Source organism: Anabaena azotica FACHB-119 (assembly GCF_014697625.1).
In the GTDB taxonomy this organism is placed as follows: Bacteria; Cyanobacteriota; Cyanobacteriia; order Cyanobacteriales; family Nostocaceae; genus Trichormus; species Trichormus azoticus_A.
Genome location: NZ_JACJSG010000035.1, coordinates 28860 through 50378, shown reverse-complemented (window position 1 = coordinate 50378; position 21519 = coordinate 28860). Strand labels below are relative to the sequence as shown.

The 21519-nt window shown below is 42.2% G+C and carries 30 protein-coding genes and 1 tRNA gene; 17 read left to right on the top strand and 14 right to left on the bottom strand.

Annotation, left to right across the window (positions count from 1 at the left end; all coding sequences use genetic code 11):
- Nucleotides 1-11: 11 nt before the first annotated feature.
- The 4 genes from H6G83_RS23025 to H6G83_RS23010 form a co-directional block, all read right to left on the bottom strand.
- Nucleotides 12-1733, bottom strand: coding sequence for a cation:proton antiporter (locus H6G83_RS23025; protein ID WP_190476299.1), 1722 nt, complete (start codon nucleotides 1731-1733; stop codon nucleotides 12-14).
- 182 nt (nucleotides 1734-1915) lie between these two features.
- Complete coding sequence (cbiE, locus tag H6G83_RS23020) at nucleotides 1916-3127, bottom strand: precorrin-6y C5,15-methyltransferase (decarboxylating) subunit CbiE (protein WP_190476298.1); 1212 nt, start codon at nucleotides 3125-3127, stop codon at nucleotides 1916-1918.
- 45 nt (nucleotides 3128-3172) lie between these two features.
- On the bottom strand, nucleotides 3173-3526 hold the full coding sequence (locus H6G83_RS23015; protein ID WP_190476297.1) for a XisI protein: 354 nt from the start codon (nucleotides 3524-3526) through the stop codon (nucleotides 3173-3175).
- The gene (locus H6G83_RS23010) at nucleotides 3514-3930 is read right to left on the bottom strand and encodes a XisH family protein (RefSeq protein WP_190476296.1); all 417 of its coding nucleotides are present in this window, start codon (nucleotides 3928-3930) and stop codon (nucleotides 3514-3516) included. The genes H6G83_RS23015 and H6G83_RS23010 overlap by 13 nt, the downstream gene beginning before the upstream one ends.
- Before the next feature lie 35 nt (nucleotides 3931-3965).
- Between H6G83_RS23010 and H6G83_RS23005 the strand changes: the two genes are divergently transcribed.
- Complete coding sequence (locus H6G83_RS23005) at nucleotides 3966-4145, top strand: hypothetical protein (protein WP_190476295.1); 180 nt, start codon at nucleotides 3966-3968, stop codon at nucleotides 4143-4145.
- A 216-nt stretch (nucleotides 4146-4361) separates the two neighbouring features.
- On the opposite strand, the gene H6G83_RS23000 is transcribed toward H6G83_RS23005, so the two are convergent.
- The 7 genes from H6G83_RS23000 to H6G83_RS22970 all read right to left on the bottom strand — a co-directional run bounded on the left by H6G83_RS23000 (nucleotide 4362) and on the right by H6G83_RS22970 (nucleotide 7770).
- Nucleotides 4362-5369, bottom strand: coding sequence for a site-specific integrase (locus H6G83_RS23000; RefSeq protein WP_242044758.1), 1008 nt, complete (start codon nucleotides 5367-5369; stop codon nucleotides 4362-4364).
- 106 nt (nucleotides 5370-5475) lie between these two features.
- The gene (locus tag H6G83_RS22995) at nucleotides 5476-6051 is read right to left on the bottom strand and encodes a hypothetical protein (RefSeq protein ID WP_190476293.1); all 576 of its coding nucleotides are present in this window, start codon (nucleotides 6049-6051) and stop codon (nucleotides 5476-5478) included.
- A gap of 29 nt (nucleotides 6052-6080) precedes the next feature.
- Nucleotides 6081-6428 carry a hypothetical protein gene (locus H6G83_RS22990; RefSeq protein WP_190476292.1) on the bottom strand — a complete coding sequence of 116 codons (348 nt, stop codon included), beginning with the start codon at nucleotides 6426-6428 and terminating at the stop codon, nucleotides 6081-6083.
- Nucleotides 6429-6493: 65 nt separating this feature from the next.
- Nucleotides 6494-6796: a hypothetical protein gene (locus H6G83_RS22985; protein ID WP_190476291.1), complete on the bottom strand. Its 303-nt coding sequence runs from the start codon at nucleotides 6794-6796 to the stop codon at nucleotides 6494-6496.
- Between the two features lie 32 nt (nucleotides 6797-6828).
- Entirely contained in the window at nucleotides 6829-7056 is a 228-nt protein-coding gene (locus H6G83_RS22980; RefSeq protein ID WP_190476290.1) for a hypothetical protein, read from the bottom strand.
- Nucleotides 7057-7084: 28 nt separating this feature from the next.
- Nucleotides 7085-7348, bottom strand: a complete 264-nt coding sequence (locus H6G83_RS22975) for a hypothetical protein (RefSeq protein ID WP_190476289.1) — start codon at nucleotides 7346-7348, stop codon at nucleotides 7085-7087.
- A 242-nt stretch (nucleotides 7349-7590) separates the two neighbouring features.
- Nucleotides 7591-7770, bottom strand: a complete 180-nt coding sequence (locus H6G83_RS22970; protein WP_190476288.1) for a hypothetical protein — start codon at nucleotides 7768-7770, stop codon at nucleotides 7591-7593.
- Nucleotides 7771-7976: 206 nt separating this feature from the next.
- On the opposite strand from H6G83_RS22970, the gene H6G83_RS22965 reads away from it, so the two are divergent.
- The 9 genes from H6G83_RS22965 to H6G83_RS22925 all read left to right on the top strand — a co-directional run bounded on the left by H6G83_RS22965 (nucleotide 7977) and on the right by H6G83_RS22925 (nucleotide 14434).
- Nucleotides 7977-8318, top strand: a complete 342-nt coding sequence (locus tag H6G83_RS22965) for a hypothetical protein (protein ID WP_190476287.1) — start codon at nucleotides 7977-7979, stop codon at nucleotides 8316-8318.
- Between the two features lie 183 nt (nucleotides 8319-8501).
- Nucleotides 8502-8888, top strand: a complete 387-nt coding sequence (locus H6G83_RS22960; RefSeq protein WP_190476286.1) for a hypothetical protein — start codon at nucleotides 8502-8504, stop codon at nucleotides 8886-8888.
- Nucleotides 8889-9019: 131 nt separating this feature from the next.
- Nucleotides 9020-9202: a hypothetical protein gene (locus H6G83_RS22955; RefSeq protein WP_190476285.1), complete on the top strand. Its 183-nt coding sequence runs from the start codon at nucleotides 9020-9022 to the stop codon at nucleotides 9200-9202.
- A gap of 65 nt (nucleotides 9203-9267) precedes the next feature.
- Nucleotides 9268-11883, top strand: a complete 2616-nt coding sequence (locus H6G83_RS22950) for an AAA family ATPase (RefSeq protein WP_190476284.1) — start codon at nucleotides 9268-9270, stop codon at nucleotides 11881-11883.
- 89 nt (nucleotides 11884-11972) lie between these two features.
- Complete coding sequence (locus H6G83_RS22945; RefSeq protein WP_190476283.1) at nucleotides 11973-12323, top strand: hypothetical protein; 351 nt, start codon at nucleotides 11973-11975, stop codon at nucleotides 12321-12323.
- Entirely contained in the window at nucleotides 12323-12859 is a 537-nt protein-coding gene (locus H6G83_RS22940) for a hypothetical protein (protein ID WP_190476282.1), read from the top strand. The genes H6G83_RS22945 and H6G83_RS22940 overlap by 1 nt, the downstream gene beginning before the upstream one ends.
- Entirely contained in the window at nucleotides 12856-13425 is a 570-nt protein-coding gene (locus tag H6G83_RS22935; protein ID WP_190476332.1) for a hypothetical protein, read from the top strand. The genes H6G83_RS22940 and H6G83_RS22935 overlap by 4 nt, the downstream gene beginning before the upstream one ends.
- Nucleotide 13426: 1 nt before the next feature.
- Nucleotides 13427-14221, top strand: coding sequence for a hypothetical protein (locus H6G83_RS22930; protein ID WP_190476281.1), 795 nt, complete (start codon nucleotides 13427-13429; stop codon nucleotides 14219-14221).
- The gene (locus H6G83_RS22925; protein ID WP_190476280.1) at nucleotides 14222-14434 is read left to right on the top strand and encodes a hypothetical protein; all 213 of its coding nucleotides are present in this window, start codon (nucleotides 14222-14224) and stop codon (nucleotides 14432-14434) included.
- 98 nt (nucleotides 14435-14532) lie between these two features.
- Here the strand turns inward: H6G83_RS22925 and H6G83_RS22920 are convergent, their stop codons facing one another.
- The gene (locus tag H6G83_RS22920; RefSeq protein WP_190476279.1) at nucleotides 14533-14697 is read right to left on the bottom strand and encodes a hypothetical protein; all 165 of its coding nucleotides are present in this window, start codon (nucleotides 14695-14697) and stop codon (nucleotides 14533-14535) included.
- A gap of 136 nt (nucleotides 14698-14833) precedes the next feature.
- On the opposite strand from H6G83_RS22920, the gene H6G83_RS22915 reads away from it, so the two are divergent.
- The 7 genes from H6G83_RS22915 to H6G83_RS22885 all read left to right on the top strand — a co-directional run bounded on the left by H6G83_RS22915 (nucleotide 14834) and on the right by H6G83_RS22885 (nucleotide 18626).
- Entirely contained in the window at nucleotides 14834-16432 is a 1599-nt protein-coding gene (locus H6G83_RS22915; RefSeq protein WP_190476278.1) for a hypothetical protein, read from the top strand.
- A complete protein-coding gene (locus H6G83_RS36450) occupies nucleotides 16429-16665 on the top strand; it encodes a helix-turn-helix domain-containing protein (protein WP_190476277.1) in 237 nt (78 codons plus the stop codon). The genes H6G83_RS22915 and H6G83_RS36450 overlap by 4 nt, the downstream gene beginning before the upstream one ends.
- Nucleotides 16666-16784: 119 nt before the next feature.
- Nucleotides 16785-17018, top strand: a complete 234-nt coding sequence (locus H6G83_RS22905) for a hypothetical protein (protein ID WP_190476276.1) — start codon at nucleotides 16785-16787, stop codon at nucleotides 17016-17018.
- Nucleotides 17019-17096: 78 nt separating this feature from the next.
- Nucleotides 17097-17459: a hypothetical protein gene (locus tag H6G83_RS22900; RefSeq protein WP_190476275.1), complete on the top strand. Its 363-nt coding sequence runs from the start codon at nucleotides 17097-17099 to the stop codon at nucleotides 17457-17459.
- Nucleotides 17459-17818: a hypothetical protein gene (locus tag H6G83_RS22895; RefSeq protein ID WP_190476274.1), complete on the top strand. Its 360-nt coding sequence runs from the start codon at nucleotides 17459-17461 to the stop codon at nucleotides 17816-17818. The genes H6G83_RS22900 and H6G83_RS22895 overlap by 1 nt, the downstream gene beginning before the upstream one ends.
- Entirely contained in the window at nucleotides 17815-18177 is a 363-nt protein-coding gene (locus H6G83_RS22890; RefSeq protein WP_313936792.1) for a hypothetical protein, read from the top strand. Before H6G83_RS22895 ends, H6G83_RS22890 begins: the two co-directional genes overlap by 4 nt.
- A 122-nt stretch (nucleotides 18178-18299) precedes the next feature.
- Nucleotides 18300-18626: a hypothetical protein gene (locus tag H6G83_RS22885; protein ID WP_190476273.1), complete on the top strand. Its 327-nt coding sequence runs from the start codon at nucleotides 18300-18302 to the stop codon at nucleotides 18624-18626.
- 134 nt (nucleotides 18627-18760) lie between these two features.
- Here H6G83_RS22885 and H6G83_RS22880 read toward each other — a convergent pair.
- Nucleotides 18761-18832, bottom strand: a tRNA-Lys gene (locus H6G83_RS22880).
- A gap of 245 nt (nucleotides 18833-19077) precedes the next feature.
- Nucleotides 19078-21339, bottom strand: a complete 2262-nt coding sequence (locus H6G83_RS22875; RefSeq protein ID WP_190476272.1) for a GAF domain-containing sensor histidine kinase — start codon at nucleotides 21337-21339, stop codon at nucleotides 19078-19080.
- Between the last annotated feature and the right edge of the window lie 180 nt (nucleotides 21340-21519).

Sequence of the window (21519 nt, the reverse complement as noted above, 5' to 3'; positions counted from 1 at the left end):
TGGTCAGTTGACTAATGACTCACTCTAATACTGCGGTATCTATCGGTGCGGATGTTGGAGATGACTGTGCGGATTTGATTTTCTGGTTCTCCCAAGGTTGCTAGTAAATGGGCGCTTAACTCTAGTGCGGCTTCAAATTCTGGTTGTACGACTTCCTTTGCACCCATTTGAGTCAAAATGTCTATTTCACTGTTGTGGTGGGAGCGGGCGATGATATCTAGTGCTGGGGCGATCGCTAAGGCTCTTTGTAGTAGTAATCTAGAACTGGCAGGATCAGGGAGAGCGATCGCTAAAGCCTTAGCTGTTTCTAGATGTACTTTTTCTAGCACTAATTCTGAATCAGCATCACCAAAAATGTAGGGAATTTGCTCCATTCTCAATCTTTGAATAGCGGCTTCGCTATTTTCAATTACTATAATTGCATAACCTTGATTTTGTAAAATTTTCACAATAACTTGTCCGACTCTGCCATAACCTGCAACCACAACATGACCAGTGATGGTTTCGGGAATAGATAACATTTTGGGTTCGGCAAATTGTCGGAGGTAATTGGCAAATAAGGGCATTTGCAAGAGTCTAGATGCCAAATGAGGGGATATTTTCAGCCATACAGGCGTGAGGACAAGTGTAATTGCTGTTGTCCCTAATAGGAGTAAATATTTACTTTCGGGAATTAGTTTCAGTTGCAAACCTGCCAAAGCTAAAACAAAGGAAAATTCCCCAATTTGATTAATCCCAAAACTGGTAATGATAGCGGTTTTGAGCGAGTAACCAAACCTCAAAATGATGGGCATAATAATAGCAGCTTTACCCAACATGACTAAAGCCACTAGTCCGAGAATTGTGCCAATGTTTTGAATTAAGACACCAGGATCAATTAGCATCCCAATTGAGGCGAAGAACAAACAAGCAAAGGTATCTCTGAGGGGAAGGACTTTTGCTAGAGCATGATCTGCATAGTCAATTTCCGACACCATTAACCCAGCGACAAATGCACCCATTTCAATGGAAAGCCCAAGTTTAGCTGTAACTAACGCTACTCCTAAACATAGGGCAATTACAGCGAGGATAAATAATTCTGTATTCTCAGTTGCAGCAACTTTACTAATTAAAGTTGGTACTATCCAGCGTCCAAAGGCAAAGGCGGCGGCTAAAAATATCAACACTTTTAATAAAGCACTACCTAAAGCTAAACCAATACTTTCTGGCTGGTTTAAAGCGGGTAAAATAGCTAACATCAAGCCTAACATCAAATCTTGGGCAATTAAAATTGCCAGCATCACTTGACCATGAATTGTATTCGTTTCGCCTGTTTCCGCTAGAGATTTCAACACTACAGCCGTGGAAGAAAGGGAGAGGACTGCACCTAAAAAAATGCCTTGAGTTATTCCCTCAACCCAACCCAGCCAAATAGTTAAAGCTGCGACAAAAGCTGTAGTTAAACCTATTTGTAGTAAGCTTCCCTTGATAGCAATATCCTTGACTCGTTTTAATTCTGTCAAAGAAAACTCGACACCAAGAGCAAACAATAAAAAAGCAACGCCAATAGATGCTAAAGATTGAATACGTGGCACATCACTTAATAGCTTGAAGCCGTAAGGCCCTACTAGTAAGCCAGTGACTAAGTAACCAAGCAGAACAGGCTGGCGCAGTCGATTGGCAAAATATCCTCCCAGTGCAGATGTTCCTAAAACAGTCGTCATATCAAGAATCAAGCTCTGCTCGGCTGCCATAATTTTGCCCTGGTGTGACATTTTCAGGTAAAGTAGGACTTACGCAAGTGTTATAATTAAACTAACTGTATTGTGCGTCAGACCGAATAATTTCGGATAAATTAAGAAATTTTCCACATCTGACGCACCCTACCATTGTGCCAGTTGCGTAAGTCCTGTAAAGTTTACTGCATGGCAGTAGATTAATGTTTGAATGCGCTCCATTGAGTTACAGGAGCCATCGCCCGCCAGCCTAAAAATTTACCAATTGGTTCGGCTCGTTGAATAGCGATACGGGTAAAACTACCACCTACTTTTTCATACCATTGAAATAAAGTTTGCTCACCTTCTATAGTGACTACATTAGCAACTAATCTTCCCCCTGGACGTAGTTTTTGCCAACAAATGTCAAACAACCCTTCTGCTGTGACTCCACCACCAATAAATATGGCATCGGGTGTAGGTAAATCTTGCAGGGCTGATGGTGCTTTACCTGGGATGATTTTCAGGTGGGGTGTACCTAATGCGGCGGCGTTATCTGCAATGTATTGTAGTCTGGCGGCGTTTTGTTCGATCGCGATCGCAATACATCGCTGATGAGTCCGCATCCATTCTATGGAGATGGAACCACAACCCGCGCCGACATCCCAAAGTAATTCTCCAGGGCTGGGTGCTAAAGTTGATAGAGTAACGGCTCTCACTTCCCGTTTGGTAAGTTGTCCATCATGGTGATAGGCGTTATCTGGTAATCCTGGTACTCTGGGTAAGGGTATAATACCAGAATCAGCAAGACAATAGACGGCGATCGCATTCAAGTCTGCAATTTCTGTTTCCTGCCAAGCTGCGGCTGTGCTTGTGAATATTCTTTCATGAATGCCACCCATCCGTTCCAATACTGTTATTTGGCTATGACCAAAACCTCGCTGTGTGAGGATTTCGGCGACAATTCCGGGTGTATTTTTACCTTCGCTCAAAATTAACAACCGCGCCCCAGGATATATATAAGATTGCAGCAAAGCCGAGGGACGACCGCATAAACTGAGGGTTTCTACTTCGGTTAAAGACCATCCTAATCTGGCACAGGCGAGGCTAAAGGATGAAGGCGCAGGGATAATTGTGATTTCGGATATGGGTATGCGTCGCTTCAGGGTAACACCAATACCGTAACATAGAGGATCACCACTGGCTAACACACATACAGCTTGACCGCGACGACTGATAATTTCCTCTACTGAGTGACTGATAGGTGAAGTCCAGAGGATTTTTTCGCGGTGGTCGTTTGGCGGTAACATTGATAGATGGCGATCGCCGCCCACAATGATGTTAGCTTGAGCGAGTAGAGATTGAGCGATCGCACTTAGCCCTGGTATTCCATCCTCACCGATACCGATAATCGATAGCCATTTTTGTGCCATAGATGTACATTTTGCAATTTGCCATAGCCTATCATCCCTGCTTACTTAGGCTGTGGCAAATTCTGTAAAACCTCGCTTATTTGGATGATGAAAGCCTAAAACAATATCGCTTGGGGGTATTCCTGCTGATAGCAAGTCATCAACAACGCATAAATCAGTTGCGTCTGCTTCTACCCAAACTTTGCCATCTTTGATGCACAAATAGATGATAATATGCTGTATCAGCTTCTTATTATCCCAGCCAAACCGAAACCAAAGATACTGATCCCTTTCTTCATCCAATGCCAAGCGATCGCTTACCTCAATTTCCCTACTGCTGATAACTTGAGCATTAGCCAATTCGTAATACTCAGTTAATATCTTTTTGATAACAATGCGATATTTATCTAGGTTATCCATTGTTTAATTTCCTCTTTTTCTGTATCTACGACGATTAAAAAAAGGTGATTTTGATTAACAACTGCTTGTATAGATTTACGTTGAAAAAATTCCTCATAGACAACATCATCAATAGCTAAATAAAGTATATATTCTGGTTCAGTAAGTTGAATCAAGTTGCGATAGACAATGTACTGCCCTAAAGCATTGTGGAAATCATACATAAGTGATTTACCTACAAAGCTCTTGATTTCTACAACAATTTTCTGTCCTTGACGTTCTGCCGCAATTGGTTTCTCTGCTGCTAAGTCGGCGTATAGTTCAGCATCCTCATATTTGATTAAGTAAGGATCAGCAGTGATAGTCCAACCGTCTTTAATCAATGCGTTTTTGACTTCATCATGATAGATGTCTTTTGCTGGCATGGTGTAAATTTGAGTAATAATTTCATGGTTTTAGTTTGACATTAGGACAAACTGAAGCCATTAAGGGAAGATGGCGATCGCGTCAAATTACAGTTACCTTGTACAATACCCAAAATTATACAATGGTAGCTACTTGGCTTAAATTGAGTAACGCGATCGCACAGGTTTTTATTAATTTAGCCAAAACTACAGCACTCAATAAGCCTAAAAACTGAGACTTTGAGGGGGGATAATTGCTCAATTTAGGCAAGATTTAGTCAAAAGCTATTAGCTTGATGGCTGAAAGGCATGGGTGACGAGGGATTTGAACCCGCAACCAATAGATTAAGAGACATACCGTTTACTTTATCGTAGCTCAAAATGTCCAGCACTAAACAAGTGACTGGACATTTCGGATTTTGTACAAAATCGCAGACAACCGGAGTCTAGGCTTAAATTTTTGGTGGCAGTGGTCTATCGCTGTTGCTCATTGCCAAATCAAACGCTCGTTGATGATGTTGAGCGTTAATCCAAGTGTGATAGAGGTTACTATGGACACTCAGGCTATGCCCCATCTGCTGGGCGGCTAACGAGATGTCTATCCTGTACTCCAAGGTTCTGATTGCCCAGCAGTGGCGCAAATCGTAGACTTTGAACGGCAACTTGTCATTTCGACGAAACCTCTGACTGACAGTTGCGCCGATGTCGGAGTTAGGGCGATCAAGAATAATGTCGGGAATTTTTACATTTTGTAGCCCGAACTGGTCAAACCACTCTGGATGATAGGGCCAGACAGTTCTACGTCCCGTTTTGCCCTGAAGCACGGTTAAAACCTTGTTTCCCTTCCTCAGTGCTTGTAAGTCGAGAAAAAATACTTCATGATTCCTCAGCCCATAGGTAGCAAGAACTCCATAAACCCACTGCCATTTAGCGTCTTGAATCTTGAAGTACCACTCAACAATGGTTTCGTCTGTGGGTAAATCTCTAACTTTTCTGCTTTTGGGGCTGTAGTCACCTGTATATGGGCTAGGGTCAAAATCTAAACCAGCAAATTTAGCTAATGCACCCAAGGCTAGGCAGAATCTCTTGCGTGTTCTTGTGTCCGGTTTAGTTGATAAAATAGCCGACTTCAGAATATCTGATGTTAATTGACTGTTAACGTCTAAGGTTTTGAAAACTGATACATAATCAACTTTCCACGTAGAAGCTGACTTGTAATTTTTAGCTCGACGCTGAAAGTACTCTCTTTCAAATTCATCGATTAATTCACCAATCGTTGGGGCTGATTTCATCGCTGCAAAGTCAGTGTAATCGCTCCAGTTAAATTCCCTAGAGTCAAGTCTATATCTTAATAGTTTCGCCTCCTTTTCGGCTGTCTTTACTCCTTCTGAAGTAGCAGAAGCAATACTAACTCTTTGCTGACACCAGTCGGTTTTTGTTGATTCTGGCTTGGGTGGCATTGTTGCTCTTAGATAAAGCCTGGTGCCTATTTTTTCGATGCCAACTTTGTAACTTCTAAGCCGTCCGTTTGCCTCCTTAAGTCTCTTATCTATTGTCATTTATTGTCTAATCCCATTCTAGAAAGTTATTAGATTCCCATCCGATGAAGTCGGAGAAGTAGAGCATTATGTAATCACGAATATTACGATGCCTTTCGATGCAGTATTTGTCTACAAGTAGCGCCTCCGGTGGTGGAGTTGGCGGCAAACGTTCAAATATTTTTTGATAGCCATGAATTGGCACTGCTGGCTCAAAGGCTTCCCAGTAATCGATGTACTTACTGAATCCGTTTGCAAAGTCCGAATGACAAGCAAAGTCGATGTCATTATTTAGCCTTAAGGGCTTAATGACCAGCAAGCCTCCGGCTGGATGGGATTGATAAGGTAGCAGAACCGCGTCCCACCAGCCGCCAAGCCAATATTCATTACGTATACTTTGAACCCATTCGTTGTAGCGTTCCCAATACTCCAAATCCTCAACGTTATTTATTGTGTGGTTATACGCGGGTAGCTCCACCTCACATTCACTTTGCCCGTCAGAGTCAATGCAATAAGGCAATGGCCAGGGCCTTACTAAAGAATTGCAGTAGGCGCGATCGCACTCATCAAAATATTCGCAAATTAAACCCACGGGGCATTTCATCTGCATACTCCCCAGAACATCCTTGTCTCCTATTTTTCGTGTTCCATCCCATCAATCAATGCTTCTAGCAAGCATTCTTTTTCTTCTGTATCCAGACGAAGTGAAATTTTGCCCATAGTTTCAAAGGGATTGAGCTTTATCTTTATCCATTCATGGACATATCCTTTAGCGCATCGATTAACATATAAATCATTTGCAATCATCGCAATTAACAACAGCCTCTCTAACTTAGTCATGTCCTCAAGGCAATGTCCGTATTTTTCCTCAAGTTCATGGAGTACAAAATCTTCTTCGTACTCAGATTGTTCGTCATCGTAAGACTCAAAATCGATGTAATGACGTAGTGGATAAATTTTTCTTTGTTGTTTTTTACGCATGATTTACTTCTCGACTCGTAATTGGGACTATGGATAACATAAAAAATAGTGGCGCGATCGCACTCTCACACTCGAAAAATCTCTCCCCCGTAAGTAGTTCCCCAAAAAGTCGGATCTATACAAGCATGGATCTTAATGATGTGTTCTTCCACACCTTCACCAACATCGTAGATGTGCTTGATATCAGTGATAACTAGGTCTACGTCTACCTCGTCCTCCAAAAATTCAAAAGCCTCAGCCAACTCCTTTTGTACGGAGATGTTGAATTTTTCCCCCGTGCGGGGGAGTGATTGAAGCTTCAAATTGTGAATGACGAAGGACACCAAAGAGGTATGTTCAGGTGGGTTGATGATTAATAACGCTATCATTTTGCTCCTCCCAAAAGGGCGATTGCCCCAATTTAAAAACTGTGAGCGTTGACGTATTCTTGGCACTCTTGAAAACTGCCTTGAAACTTTGCAAACTTAGCCGAGTGATCCCCGTGGACGTGCAAGCTTGGATAAATGAGTAAGCGCTTTCGCTTAGGAATTTCGTCCGGGCTGGATACCGTTATCAGAAGGACGTAGCAATTGTTAAGGCTCATCTTTTTACTGCGCGATCGCACTCCTCGTTTTGAAATTAGCTGCACTCCTGTACTGCCATCAGTTGAGATAACATCATCCCCTCGTCTTAACGTCTAAGTCTTCTAGCACTTCCTGAAGGGGGGTTACAGTGTTTTCATTTTCATCGCTGTGTATCAAGTAGCTGGAATCGCTCATGATTTTCCAAAGCTTTTCGGCGGATGCCCCCTGGAATTTCAGCGTCTGCCCTCCATATAAGTAGAGGGTCAGCAATCCGCCATCCATGAACGCAGCGCTAATGTCGGACGTGTTCACGATTTTTGCTGCGCTGTGTTCTCTAATTTCAACAAATCTGTTCATGGTTATCGCTTTTTACGAAAGTTTACAAATGTCACCCCTAGCAGGTCTTTCTCTACCTCAGTGGCTACAGGCTGCTATCTCTGCATGATTTGGGGTATTGGGTATTGGCTATTGGAGGGAAGCCTGTAGCGAATAGCAACTACGGGCACTTGAATGGAACGATACAGAAACTCAATTTGTTTGTGGGGAACCTCCTTTACTCAGTGATGGGCAGTCCATCAGCCACAGGACGGAGTTAGTAACTACTCCTCGGAGCCTTCCTCATCATCGTCGCCCTCGTCGTCAACGCGGAGAGTCAATACTCCTTCTAAGACTATTTCCTCGATCGGGTAGTCCGTTCCGCTTGTGCCTACTACGTAAACCAGCGTATCTGGTTTTAGGGTTACTGCATTTTGTATCAGTTGTTGAGTTGTTACGGTCATGTGTTGATTTCCTCGGTTTGGTTGGTAAAGCCGGCGCTGCACAGGTCACGTCGCTCACGCTGGCAGGTCTTTCTTCGCCTCAGTGGCTACAGGCTGCTATCTCTGTTAATTTCGCCTAAGCTTAAAGTATCCTGTTAGGATATGATACTAACATCCTAATAGAATCTTTGCAAATAGAATCCTGCTATCCTAATAGGAAATTAAGTATGGTTTTCTCAGATGCCCAAAGCCAAGCATCTCCAGAGAGGAGAGGTCAAACGAACAGTCAGCATGAGCCTTTCGGACACCAGTCTACAGAGACTCGATCAATTAGCGTCTACCTTGGAAATCAGCCGTTCCGAGGTAGTCGAGATGATAGCGAGAGGGGAGATGTCCCTTGCCGGACAGGGGGACATACTGCTGGGGGAACAATTAAGCAGCTTATCTCTGAAACCTTAGAAGAGTTACAGGAATCAGAATCTAGGTCTGATAAGCTGCGTAAGCGTTTAGTTCAACTATCAAATCTATTAGAAAGTGTAGAATCCCCGGATAAAACTCAACAAAAGTAAAGCCGTCACCTTTACGGGTAGACGGCTTTGCTTATGGGTGGTTGTTAGCACGATCGCCCTTATTAAATCAATACAGGTGCTTGATGAACAGTAAAAAATTTAAAAATAAATGCGGGTATTCGCTGATGCTGTTATCAGCGTTATGCCCGCATGGTGGATTGGAGTGTTTCTCAATCCATTCCTATGCACAGCTTAACAGAGAGTCAACGCAAGTTAGCGCAACTACAAGAGATATTGTCTCAACTGCAACAACAGAAATCGGACTTGTCCAGGCAGAAGGAGACGGTACAGTATCAACTGCGCCAACTCGAAGCCAAGGAACAACAAGTAATCAACGTCCTCACTCAAGCGCACCGGAAGCGCATAGAACTAGAAAGGCAGATAGAGCGAGAAAAGCCCCCAGTCAGCAAAAAAATACAACTTTCAAGAGAATTGCTCGAATTGCTGAATGGCAACGCGGAGGTCGGTCATCGGTTGATAGAGTCGCAGCAGCGATTAAATCCCGGACGGACAGACGACTGGTATCTAGACAAAGTCATGTGGGACTTGAGACGCGATCGGCAGATGTAACCTCATTGCTGAATTTAATTAGCGGCGATTGACCCTGCTGGTCTGTCGCCGCTTTTATTTTTGACAGGCAACGGGCGTGACTCCCCAATACCCAATACCCAATAACTAATGACTAATTACCAATTTTTCAAATGACTAAACGCAAACCCAAGAGACTAATACATTACAGCCCGGAACGCCGCCAAACACACGCGGCTTGTGGTTACTGGGCGCGTCCTTCCGAAACCACGCAGCATACAGAATACGTGGACTGTCCAGAATGTCGAGCATATATAAAGCAGCAGACGACAATTAATAATCAGCATAAAAACTGATTATTTCCTATCCAAAAAAAACTCCAGTTAGCGGCTGGAGACAATCCAAAAAAAAGGTTTCATGTATGAGTATTTTAGAGGCAAACAATAAACTTCCACCAAGCAATATCGAAGTAGAAATTGAGTTGCTTGGTTCCATTCTATTCGATTCCAATGTCATTTATCAAGTAGCCGAGTCTCTACCGGTAGAGGCATTCTCGGCTAATTCTCACAGAGAAATATATAAGGCTTGCGTTGCATTGTATAAACAACATCAGCCAGTCAATACATTATCCGTCACCTCTTACTTAGCTGATAAAAAACTGCTTGCCCAAGTAGGTGGGCAATCAATGCTGTCTCGATTAGTCGGGGGCTGCATATATTCTGACAATGCTACCTATTTAGCTGAACTACTCACAGAAAAGTTTGTTAGGCGACAATTGATAAATCTGGTTCCACAAATAGAATCCCAGTCTTTTGAACAAGACAAACCCTTAGCATGGATTTTAGAGAACATTGAGCAACAAGTATTAAACGTCACGCAATTAAGGAACGCTAAAACAGGAAGAAGTTACTGGCAAGCGATAGATGACGTTGCCTTTGAGAGATTATGTAAAGACCTTGATGAAGTTGAGGCAATTGAAAATGCAGCCCAACGAGATTGGCTAATGAAGAAGCTAGCGAAAAAATGGAAGTTTAGTAACAAGAAAGAACTTTTAGACTTTCATGCCAAATGGTTAGACAGCAGGTCAAAAAGTAAAACATATACAGCTAAAGAATACTTTGAAAAACACGGTTTATCTGAACAAGAATGGCTCATTCCCGGTTTTATTCCAGCCGAGTCAGTTATTGTCCTCTACGCAGATGGAGGGGTAGGAAAAACCAGATTAGCGTTTAGCTTGGCTAAGAGCGCAGTCACGGGGGGGACGTTCGCATATGAGGGGACAGAATTTGACCCCATGAACACATTGCTAATTGAAACTGATCAAGGCCCGCGTATCACGTCAAAACTGCTAGAGATGCAAGAGCTAGTAGATGGTGAACACTGTCAGCGCCTACATATTTGTGATGAGTGGTCAGTGGGTGAATTTGGAAAATTAAAAGCAATGCTTAAACAGCATCAACCCAAACTAGTAATCATCGATTCGCTTACCTCGATCAGCGTTGATTCACTTTACTCCGAAAATGAAGCTGAGTATGCCCGTCCCCTAGTGCGGCTGAGGCACTTAGCCAAGGAATTTGGTTGCAGCTTCCTGATCATCCACCACTCAAACGCAAATGGCGATATGCGGGGAAGTCGAGCAATCCGCAATACGGTTGATGAAGTTTGGAAGTTTACCAAAACCCAAACAGAACTTGAAACTTATAACTGCCTAACAATAGATAAAACTCGTTCTCGCGCCCCTGCCAGCTATAAATTCACTTATGACGATGATGTTTGGGGCTGGAAATTCAAGGGCAGGGTAGAAGATAGCGCGATCGCCCCAGGCGCAGAAGCTCAAAGTACCCGGATCATGTTCCAGTGCATCGACTACCTAAAGGAAAATGGCGGCATCCCCTATGAATGTTCAGAAATCGCTCACGCATTAGGATTAAACATCAATTCTGTGAGGCGAGACTTGAAACGGGCTGTAGCCGAGGGGTTGGTAAGTTCCGGTAGAGGCCAGGTTAACAAACGAGCGTTGGTTTACTACGTTGGCACAAGGAAAGCTAGGACTGAATTGTTAAGCAATATTACAACTGATCAACTGATCACAACTGATCAGATGGCTGATCAGATAGAAAATGCCGGATTATCAATACTTTCAGCCCCAACTGATCAGATGATCAAAGTGATCACTGATTTTGAAAACTCAAATTGTGAAGAGAAAAAATTTAGCGGTCGATGTGATCAGATGATCACATCGACCGCTAACCCTGATACAGAGCCAAAATTATCTGATCACACCCAAGTGATCACTTCCGACACTTGTGATCAGTTGTTATATTCCGTTACAATTCCCGACCAAGATGAACCGCCTGCTGATGAGTCACAACCGACGAAACCAACCCTTGAAGACAACGTTTACTACCCAGGACAAAAGGTCGAAGTGCTAGCAGACGGAGACTTCAAAGGACAGGTCTTGAGAATCAGCTCGGTCACTAGCAATTTATGCTGGCTTGTCAGGGATAACAGAAAACGGGGACAGCACGTTAAGCCGATAGGCCCATTCGCAAAACATCAAATTAGGAAAGCGCAACAAGTAGAAGAGGCAACTTCCACCACCGCCTTAGACCCCGTTCACCATCAACTGGACATAACATCAGCTAGCATCGTAGATTTGACCAAAACCCCAGAATTTATCGAAGGACATTATTACTGGAGTGAACAACTTCAGCAGCGTGTAAAGATATTGCGAATAGATGAGCAAACCGCCGCCAATTTTAAAAAGCCAGTCGCCACGGTATTCCGTGAAAACGACCCGCCAACTCAATTAGCACTAGATGATTTGCGTTCCTGCCACGACTCGCCATCTTCAGACTTAAAACCTAATGAAGTCGTCCTCTGCATGACCGGCTATCAGGATAAGAAACCAGTAGGGGCAGCGGGTGTGGTGTCGCATCGTGACGAACAGTGGGTTTGGGTTCGGGTTCTTGTTAACGAAAAATTTTCTGAACCGAAAAAATTCTACGCTCATCGGGTGGTGAGGGCGGAGGACTAACCAAAGGGCGATCGCGTTTTCATCTGCGATCGCGTGTTATAACGCTACCCAAAACGGGGAAAATAAAATAGCGTTACTCATCAAAATCAATGCCTCAGATAACAGACTTAACTTGGCAACAACTAGAAACAGCTATTGGGGTTAATAATGCAATTATTGTTGACCCTACTCACGGCATTTGTATTAGGGTAGGAGCATTTCTGGGAAGTAATCCGACCGCCAAAACTGCGATGGGAGTAGTAGAGACACTTTTTGAGCTAAGAGAGGCGGCCAAAAAAGCCCAAGACACAGCAAACACTAATCAATTGATAGGTGAAAGACTTGCAGCATTCCCGCCTGCCAGTTCAGGAACTGCCGTCAACGGATTTGTGATGCAAACTGGCTCGATTACGGTGCGGACTCCACTCGCTACGAATGGGATAGTAGGAGCGGCTAATTAATGGCTGACATCTACAGAAATATAAATATCATTCGTGAGTTTAATGCTAGTAGTCAAACAGAGATATTTGATATATATCAGCCCGGTTTAATTTCACCTACTGATATTATCAACAGTTTCAGATATTCAGGATTCTTAACATCACTTAGGTTAACTGTAGATATCACATCAATACCGGAAGTGCGTACTATTCCTGTTGATATCATGGCAGGAGACGACGAACAAGCTCAAGCTAACCAAGAGACATTTAATGGTAATGCTAAAAAATGCTTACGTCTTTATATTAGAAATAGCATTACGCCAATGGTAAAGGTTGCCGACGCATTTCTTTTTAATCAGCGTCCATACTACTACCTTAGCCTGATAAATTTCTTTACCGACGTTGGCACTTTTGACGTGGGAAACGACACAGTAATTAGCTGTGGATTTACAGATATAGGTAATGGATTGCTGATGAACGAAGATAGGGTTCTCTTACTAGGAACTGTCATTGAAAAAGCTCCTACTACAGAAGGTTATCTAGAGGTATACCAGTGAGCATTAATCAGTTTAGAAGGGTGACAAAAGCAAGAGCCAAAGACTTGCTTTACATAATTGACACCAGTGGGAACAGACCACTTACTAAGCTAATAGAATCTAGTGATTTAATAGGTACTGCTGTAAATGGTAAAAGTGCTTATGAAATAGCTTTGAATAATGGTTTCGAAGGCACAGAGCAGGAATGGCTCTCATCACTTAAGGGAAAAAATACTTTAGCAGCTAAAAGTATCAGCTTGAACACGGATGTCAATGGAGATTTTCAAGGAAATCTAACATTGACTAATGGGTTCGCCCTAACTAAAGTTGAAGCTGATAATCCTATTAGAGTCAGACTTTATCTAAACCAAACTTTTGGTAATAGTGATATTTCTAGGGGAATAGGAACTAGTCTACCTGTGTCGCATGGATTGATTTATGAGTCTGTATTTGCTGGCAATACGAAAGCACTTGACGTATTGCCCTCTGCTATTGCATTTCCGTTTGGCGATTGTTTTTTAGTTGTAAACAATCCTTCTGGCTCTCAAAATATCACAATGACATTTAATTATATTCAATTAATCTAAAATGCCAAACGCAATAATAACACAGACAACCCTGTCAGGAAACATCAATAACGTTAGCTTTGTAAATGCACTAAGAGACGCTTTAATAAGCGTTGGTTACACATCATTTGATACTTTTTTAGTAGGTTCAGCGGAACATCGCATATTAGCTTTAAATAGCAGCAGTGCAGCGAAAGGAACCGTCTATCTACAGATAAGCTGCAACAGCAGTTTCAATACAGGTTATCAATTGCATGAAAGTTGGAACACATCCCCTACTGCAAGAGGGGGAACCAATAGCACTATTAATGTGGGTATAGGAGGTTTTGCCGCAGGGACAACAGCCGTAACATTCTATTCTGTCAATCATCCAGAAGCAAAATTAGTGACAATTGAACAAGGAACATCTCAATCAGTTGTAGGAGTAATCCGCCCTAAAGGTATTGCTCCTAGCTGGTGGAACGAGAACGATTTTGCTTACGCCTTTCAGACAAAGTACAACACTAATCCACCTAGCAGTAGATTAGCAGGAACTACATCTCCATCTGGCAATAATGCCTTTGATTATGAATATATGCAGTTTTCAAAAATGCAAGATGGAAATCCTCGAAATAATGACGCACGCTCTATTTTTCCACTTTGTATCCTCAGTGCTGGAGCATCCGGGATACTTGAAAGCTGCAATGATTTGATTGTGACCGCATCGAACACAATGCGGATTAGAGATACAATCCCAGTTTCTGATAAAGAGATTTATACCTATATTTGGGGGAACGCTTTAAGTTCAGGAATAGCAATTAGAACTACAGGGGGCTAAATGCCAAGTTTCAATGGGAATGTAGCTATTCCTAGCTATGCTATCAAGAATGGTATTAAAGGAACTTTGGTATTTAGAGGAAATGACCATTCTTTATTTTTTAAAACAGCAAGAGTTCAGAACTTTCGCTCATTTATAGGTAACAGACCAATTGTAACTACCACCATCTCTATACCAACTATTACAAAAACAGTTGGTCAATTATTCCCTTAAATTATGCCAGCCGTTGATTACAAAATACCCGACTCAATTAATAAATCATCGCCGATTAATTTTACTCCCACCCCAGTAGGGAACTCTAGCATAGTCCCCTACACCCCATATCCACGAGTAGCACCAGCACCACGAGTAGCACCACAGCCACAACCCAGCACATCACCTGTAACACCTACCCAACCAGTAAAGGACATAAGGGACTTACCAAACTCTAGCCCTGCCAACGGCAAAACCCCGCAGGAATATAGAACAATTGACATGAAAAAAGACCCGCTAACAGGGACTTACAGAGCGCCAAGGCAAGATCCACTGGTTAACCCTAGTAACGGTGTTAATTATGGTAGATACCCAGCCGGAGTTACGGAGGCTGATGTAGAAGGTACGGCGATTCTAGGGATGGTTCTTGCAGGTTTTTACCAACAGGTGAGTGGGGCAAATCCTCTAAGCAATCCCAATCCTAGAATTGAAAACATGAAGGAAGGATTGAGACCTGGCGACAGTGCTGGATATGAACTAGGTAGACAGATGGGGAGAATTACCCAGGAGGAAGCAAGTAGGGCTGGACGCGCATTGCAAGACCTTTGGGATAATCGTCCACAATTTGGTCTCCCGCAAATAAAAATAGATATAAAAATCCCAGAAATACCGGAAATAGAATTACCTAAATTTCCTGAATTTAAATTCCCTGAAATATCATTCCCAAAGCCTAAACGACCTCTACCTACTCCGAAACCCCGCCTTGTTAAACCTAAAACTCTAACAGAGCAATTAGAAGAGAAGGATTTCTCTGAGTGCAATGGATTTATTATTTATGCAACTAACTGCATAAAAAGAGTGTATATTCCTAATCGGAACAATCCAATTAGTATAATTGATTCGCCATTTCCAGCCCAAGAATGGCTCGAAATCACAAACAAGGTCAATGTGGCAGAAGGTTATCAACCCTCAACTTTTTACGATTACAGATTTGATGGAGCCGGATTTACGGAAATTGATTTTCCGAATAATCCTGAAACTGAAGTGCGATTTTCTCAAACTGTAAGAACAACCTTAAATGGGGAAAGACCAAGAGGTGGTGAAAATGAATTATTAATCTGTGGAACTATTACGATAGGCATAAGAGGAAATGGTACAAAAACCTCAGATGTTATCTCTTATTTAAAATCTACATTTACCAATCCAGAGGTATTCTTTTATCAACCTGGCAGTTCAGCCTGTACCTTACCTCCACCTAGTCCCGCTACGGCAAACCCACCACCTAACCCAAGTTGTTGTATGTGCTGTCCCAATCAGAGTCAAGATATAGATTATGCTCGTATCAAACGCATAATACAAGACACTTTAAAGGAGCAAAAATTTAAAATTGATGTACCAGTTTGTAAATGTGAATTTAATGAGTCAAAGGCGGAATGGGAAGCCAAAATAGAAAACAAGACACTTGAATTTTTTGCTTCCACTAAAGAACAAGCTGAACAGCAAGCTGTACTGCATTTCGAGAATGCTAAACAACTTGCAGATATGTGCGTTAGTAGGAATAAAGATACAGAAGCTATAGCTTCTTTACCATTGAGTTTTCAAATTAGACATGAGGGGAGAACTCCGCAGTTAGTAATACAATGCGCCGAACAATATAAAGATACAGATGGAAAGCTCAAATACAAAAGTGCAATGTATCCAATCACGGTTCCTCACTGGAAAGGAACCCCAAACGATAAGCCCAGATTACCAGTTTATAAAAAAGGGAACTGGGAAGGCATTTATGTATTATCTGATAATTCAAAAATTACCATTAACGCTGCTGATGAGGCTAATTGTATTAAAATTCTAAATGCTATTAAACCTTGGATTCCTAAAGAATTTAAGGAAGGTTCTTATTTCAAGGGCGGAAAGATAAATGTAGAAATCAAACAAACTGTCGTTAAGCCGATGTACGGCAGGTATTTTGGGCAGGGTCAGAAGAATGGGAAACCTGACTGGAGGGTTGATTTTCCATGACTCAAAGACTACCTAAAAGGATTAGATGTCAATCCGATAAATTAAATAAAATTGAGAACAATGGCTCCACTTATATATCATTAGCTGAAGCAATTAAGCATCTATTTTTACACGAAAGCACTATTAGATATCACATTATTAGGCGGAGAATTAGAGCTTTTAAGAGTGGAGGCAGGTGGTATTTAAACCTGAGTGATGTTGAAGCGTTTAAAAAGTTATACAAAATTGAGTAAGTGGCAACCGATTGAGCCTTAACTCTCAATCGGGAGAATGGGAGGAATCCGCTGACAGTAAGGATTACGAAGGTTAGACTGAGGACGTAAGTCTAAACATCAAACAAACAAACAGACCTATGGCAGCAGCAGTACAAACAACAGCCACCACTTTGGAAGGACAGTTATTCGAGGTAGCCAACCGAGTCCAGCTTGCCGAATTATCCCAGCCGGCAGACGCACGACCTAATAACGTTCAGGTAGCGCTAGATCCAGAAGGGGGAACAGTGTCCATAACATTTTCAGCCCCAGCTAGTTTTACCATTGGCGCGGCTGGGCAGTTGGTGGCTACTCCTGTAGCTTATTTGCCCTAAATCTGTGGGTAAGTAAGCTACATATGCCTTACTTACCCTGATTTATCTGTTTTTTGGAATAACTACTAAGGGAACAGCATGGCAACAGAAGCAAAGACGCAAGTTTATTACATCAACATTGGAGGAGGACTTGCCAACGTTGGAGCAGTCAGATGGGCTTGGCGGGGCAGGAAGAACTTGTATAAGAACATCGCTAGTGGTTTAGGTGTCGTTTTGGCAAAAGACACTGATAAAGGACTAGTTTATGGGACTAACAGCCCCAGGCCGGCAGAAGTCAGGATTAACTATACAGATAGCACGGGAAAAGCTGCCTCTACAATTAGGTTCTGCGAACCCGATAAACTCAATTCTGTTACACATGGCGGCGCACTTAACGGAAAAAAGGTTTGGGTAGCAGGCAAGGAATATAACATCAACAAGGTCACGATGAAATCCAATTAATGGAACCGCCTGAAGGACGCAAAGACCTCAATACAGACTACTTATGGATGCCAAGGGTAAATACAACTGTAATTGGCAAAACTGGAGTTTTTCAATATAAATTCAATAACCCTACCATTGCTGTTTTAGCAGATACTACAAACATCAATCCTAGTAACATCGCTGGATATCTAACGCAGATATCTAGAACTCAATTAGGATTAGCTGAAGTAGGAAACTGGCTAAGACTCCCTAATAAGGTTTTGAGGATTTATATGCTTCCAAATATTATCAATTATCAAGTTAAATTTACTCTTGCCACTCCAGTTGGCAATTGTAAAGTTCAAGTGTGGGAAGGAATATCCAAGGCATCATTGTGAGAATAGACGACAATACTATTACGGTTGTTTCTTTCTTTTTTATGCTTGCTGGTGCAGTATATCGATTGGGCCAAATAGAGGCAAGCATAAATTCTCGGATTAAAGCTGTTGAAACAAGCGTTTTAAGTGCGATTGATCAATTGAAGGACAATGTAGCCGATAGGCTTTACCTTCTTGAGAAAGAGCTAAAAGTCCACACGACTGAGTATGAGGGTAAAAAGGAACATTACGATTATCGAATAAACGATTTCGATAATCGACTAGAACATAAATTTAAACGGCTCAGTAATTTAATAAAGCAACTTGCTGGCTTCCTCAACAAAGAATCCGGCTTTGTGCTACGGGATGATGAGTATTAGTTGAGTTTCATTCATGATTCATTTAAACCCCCTTATTGCCGTGTTACAAGGCAATAAGGGGGTTTTCTTTATTTAAGATTTGCACTACAATGGCTTGTAACACGGCAATATAGGATTTTCTCATGGGTAAGGGTGGAATAACTTCGACTACGTGGACTAGCGGTAGCACTTGGGAACATGGGGACACCACGACAATCCGTGTCCCTGTAGCACTCAAAGCCGATGTCATGGCTTATGCCAGGGCTAAAGACAAGGGAGAAGCCTTGTTACACGGCAATAGCAAAGAAATAATTCTCGGTGCGATCGCGGCTTATACTGAGTTGAGAAAACGCGATCGTCATCCCAACCAGCACAACAAAGAACTCGACACCAACGCTAGAACTTGGGACGAGTTACGAAAATTCGCCAAGTTATTGGCGGAACAGCCGCATCTGTTAGGGCTAGAGTAGCAACCAGGGTTTTGATTAAATTCAGTCAAAACTCGATTGCTGCTTAAGCCTAAAAATCCAGGGTTTTGAGGAGGATAATTATTGATTTTAGGCAAGATTTAGTCAAAAGCTATTAGCTTGATGGCTGAAAGGCATGGGTGACGAGGGATTTGAACCCGCAACCAATAGATTAAGAGTCTACTGCTCTACCGTTGAGCTAGTCACCCAGACTAACTACGATATTAGCAAAGTTTCCCCAGGCTGCCAAGATTCAGCCGGCTAATGTGGGCAATCTCTCAAATATCTCTCAATCTGGTCAGTATATACCTTCATATCTTGTACCTTCTCAATAAGCTGATGGTGGGCAATGCCCACCCTACGAAATCACTAACGGAAAATATGGGGTTGTAAACCCGCACAGGTGGTTACTGAAGCTCAAGAAGTGGGGGTTTTGTCTTTGTGGATGCGGTTTCTAACCGCCCATTTCTGATACGGGGAATTTGATGATGAAGGTGGTTTGACCTTCGCTACTTTCGACGCAGATATAACCGCCTAAGTGCTTGACCATTCTCTTGACCAATGCCATTTCCAAGCCTGTACCGCTATGTGTCCAGGGGTCGTTGTGAGATATATGATAGAATGGCTCGAAGATGCGCGATCGCATTTCGGCAGAAATTTCTAACCCAGAATTGCTAATACTCAACTGCACAGCGTTGTCTGTGAGTTGGGCTGTGACTGTAATTGTTTCACCTGCTGGAGTATATTTGCAGGTATGGGTGAGTAATTCGGTCAGGACACGTTCTAGTTCGGTGATATCCGTTTCTAAACGTGGTAGTCCAGGCTCAATAATCAAGTTTAGTTGCTGTCGCTGAACATTTGTCAGGTCGCGGAAGGACTCCACGATGGGAGGAAGCCAGGTTTGCAGGTCGATGGCAATGAGGGTAGGGGGTTCTGGTTGGGCTTGGAGATAAGTTAGTGTTAGTAAGTCGTTAATTAATTGGCTTTCTCTACCGCACTCGTTATGGAGAATTTGCAACAGTTGCGGTATGACTTCATCTATTGTATTGTTGGATGAGAGAACAGTTTCCAGTGTTTGCGCCGCTAGGCTAATACTAGTTACTGGTGTCCGCAGTTCTTGGGACAGTTGTTTGAGAAATTTGTTGGTGAGGTTTTGTCGTTGTTCTAATTTTTGTAGTCTGGCTTGGTTGGTTGCGTCTAACCTGGCTTGGCGAATGGCGATCGCACAATGATTTGCTAAAGTTTTTACTAGACAGATTTCCGACTCATCAAACATTTGTTGTGTTGGTCGAATTAGCCATAGGTTGCCAATAATACCCTGTTCATCAAAAATTGGGCAAGCTAGTTGTGTGATGACTAGTAACTGAGGATGCCAACCTGGAACTATTTCTATGCTTTGGAAAGGTTGTTTTTCTAACAGGGGCTGATATATTTCGCTTAAGTCTGCAACTTTCCTAGTTAGTCCTTGGTATATGGGCTTTCTGGTTGGGTATTCATCAACTACACTAGCACAAGTGCAGTCAGGGTTATAAAGTTCGATATAGCAAGATTCTAGGTGAAATAATGTTGCTAATTTTTGAATAACTGTTGCTAAAACTTGCGTTTTATTAGGTCGTTCACGAATTTTTTCAGTTATATGTAAAACTAGAGCTTGAAACTGTTGGTGCTTTTCTAACTGGGCTTGCTGCTCCTGTTTGTGAGTATCTAATTTAGTTTGCAGTTGTTTTATTTGCTGTTGTAGTTTTGTTTGTTGGATAGCTACGCTCAATTGGCTTGATAGTTGTTTGATTAAATCAACTTCTATCTGCTGCCATTGATGAGGTTCATCGCAATACTGGGCAATTAACAGCCCCCACAAATCTTTTTGTAAGCTAATTGGTACGACTAAATTCGCCCTCACTCCCATAGAAGCGAGGAAGTCTCTTTGACAAGATTTCACCCTGGCGCAATAGATATCTTCAACCATCTCCAGACAACATCGCCCTTGGCTTTGTTGATATTTGCCGTTTAAGCAAGGGTCACGGAAGCTTTTACCCAAAAGGGAAACACCAGAAAATACTGTTGATTCTGCAACAATTGTCCCATTGTTCTCGGACTTAATTTTATAGATGAGGATGCGATCGCAATTTAAACACTGCCGTAAATCTTCAGTTGTTTGCTCAAGAATTGTGTCTAAATCTAAAGATTCGTGAACCTTTTGGGCGATCGCAGCTAGAATTTGTGCGCCCTCCGCTTGAATTTCTCTGGCTTGGGCTAACTGTTTCGTCGCGGTGATATTGCTACTAGTGCCAATCAAGCGATAAATTCTAGAATTCTGATCTCGTAGTGGTGTGAGAGTTGTAGTCCACCAAGTAGTTTTTCCCTGAAATTGCAAGCATTGCTCATAGGAAATAGTTGTGCCAAAGCGCACACAGTCAGTATAATGCTGACGTACCTTCACCGCATCAATTGGCGTTAAAATATCCTCTGGTTTTTTGCCTCGCAACTCTTCCGATTTAATACCAACCCATCGTTCATGAGTAGGATTGAGTGCCACATACTGAAAATCTCCATCTTCCAGTACATCTACCACAAATATAGATGTCTGCACAGAATCATACATACTCAGTAGCAACTGTTCGCCACTACTTTGTTCATCTACCTCTTCCCCAAAAATAATCTGCGGATGCGCCTGTTCCTTCAACTTCATTGTTGAGTCTACTGGGTTGGTATTCATGCGAGAGTCCCTGTCTGGTTTTATTGGCTGATCTAGGCGCTTTCTCTCGGAATTTCATGGTATAAAATGCTTTCTAGCGCCTAAAATGGAGTTTTGTTAGATTTTACTAATAATATTTTTGTCTTTCTTTATTTCTTACCAGAAATCTAGAAAAGTTAATAGCAGTATGATAAAAAATAC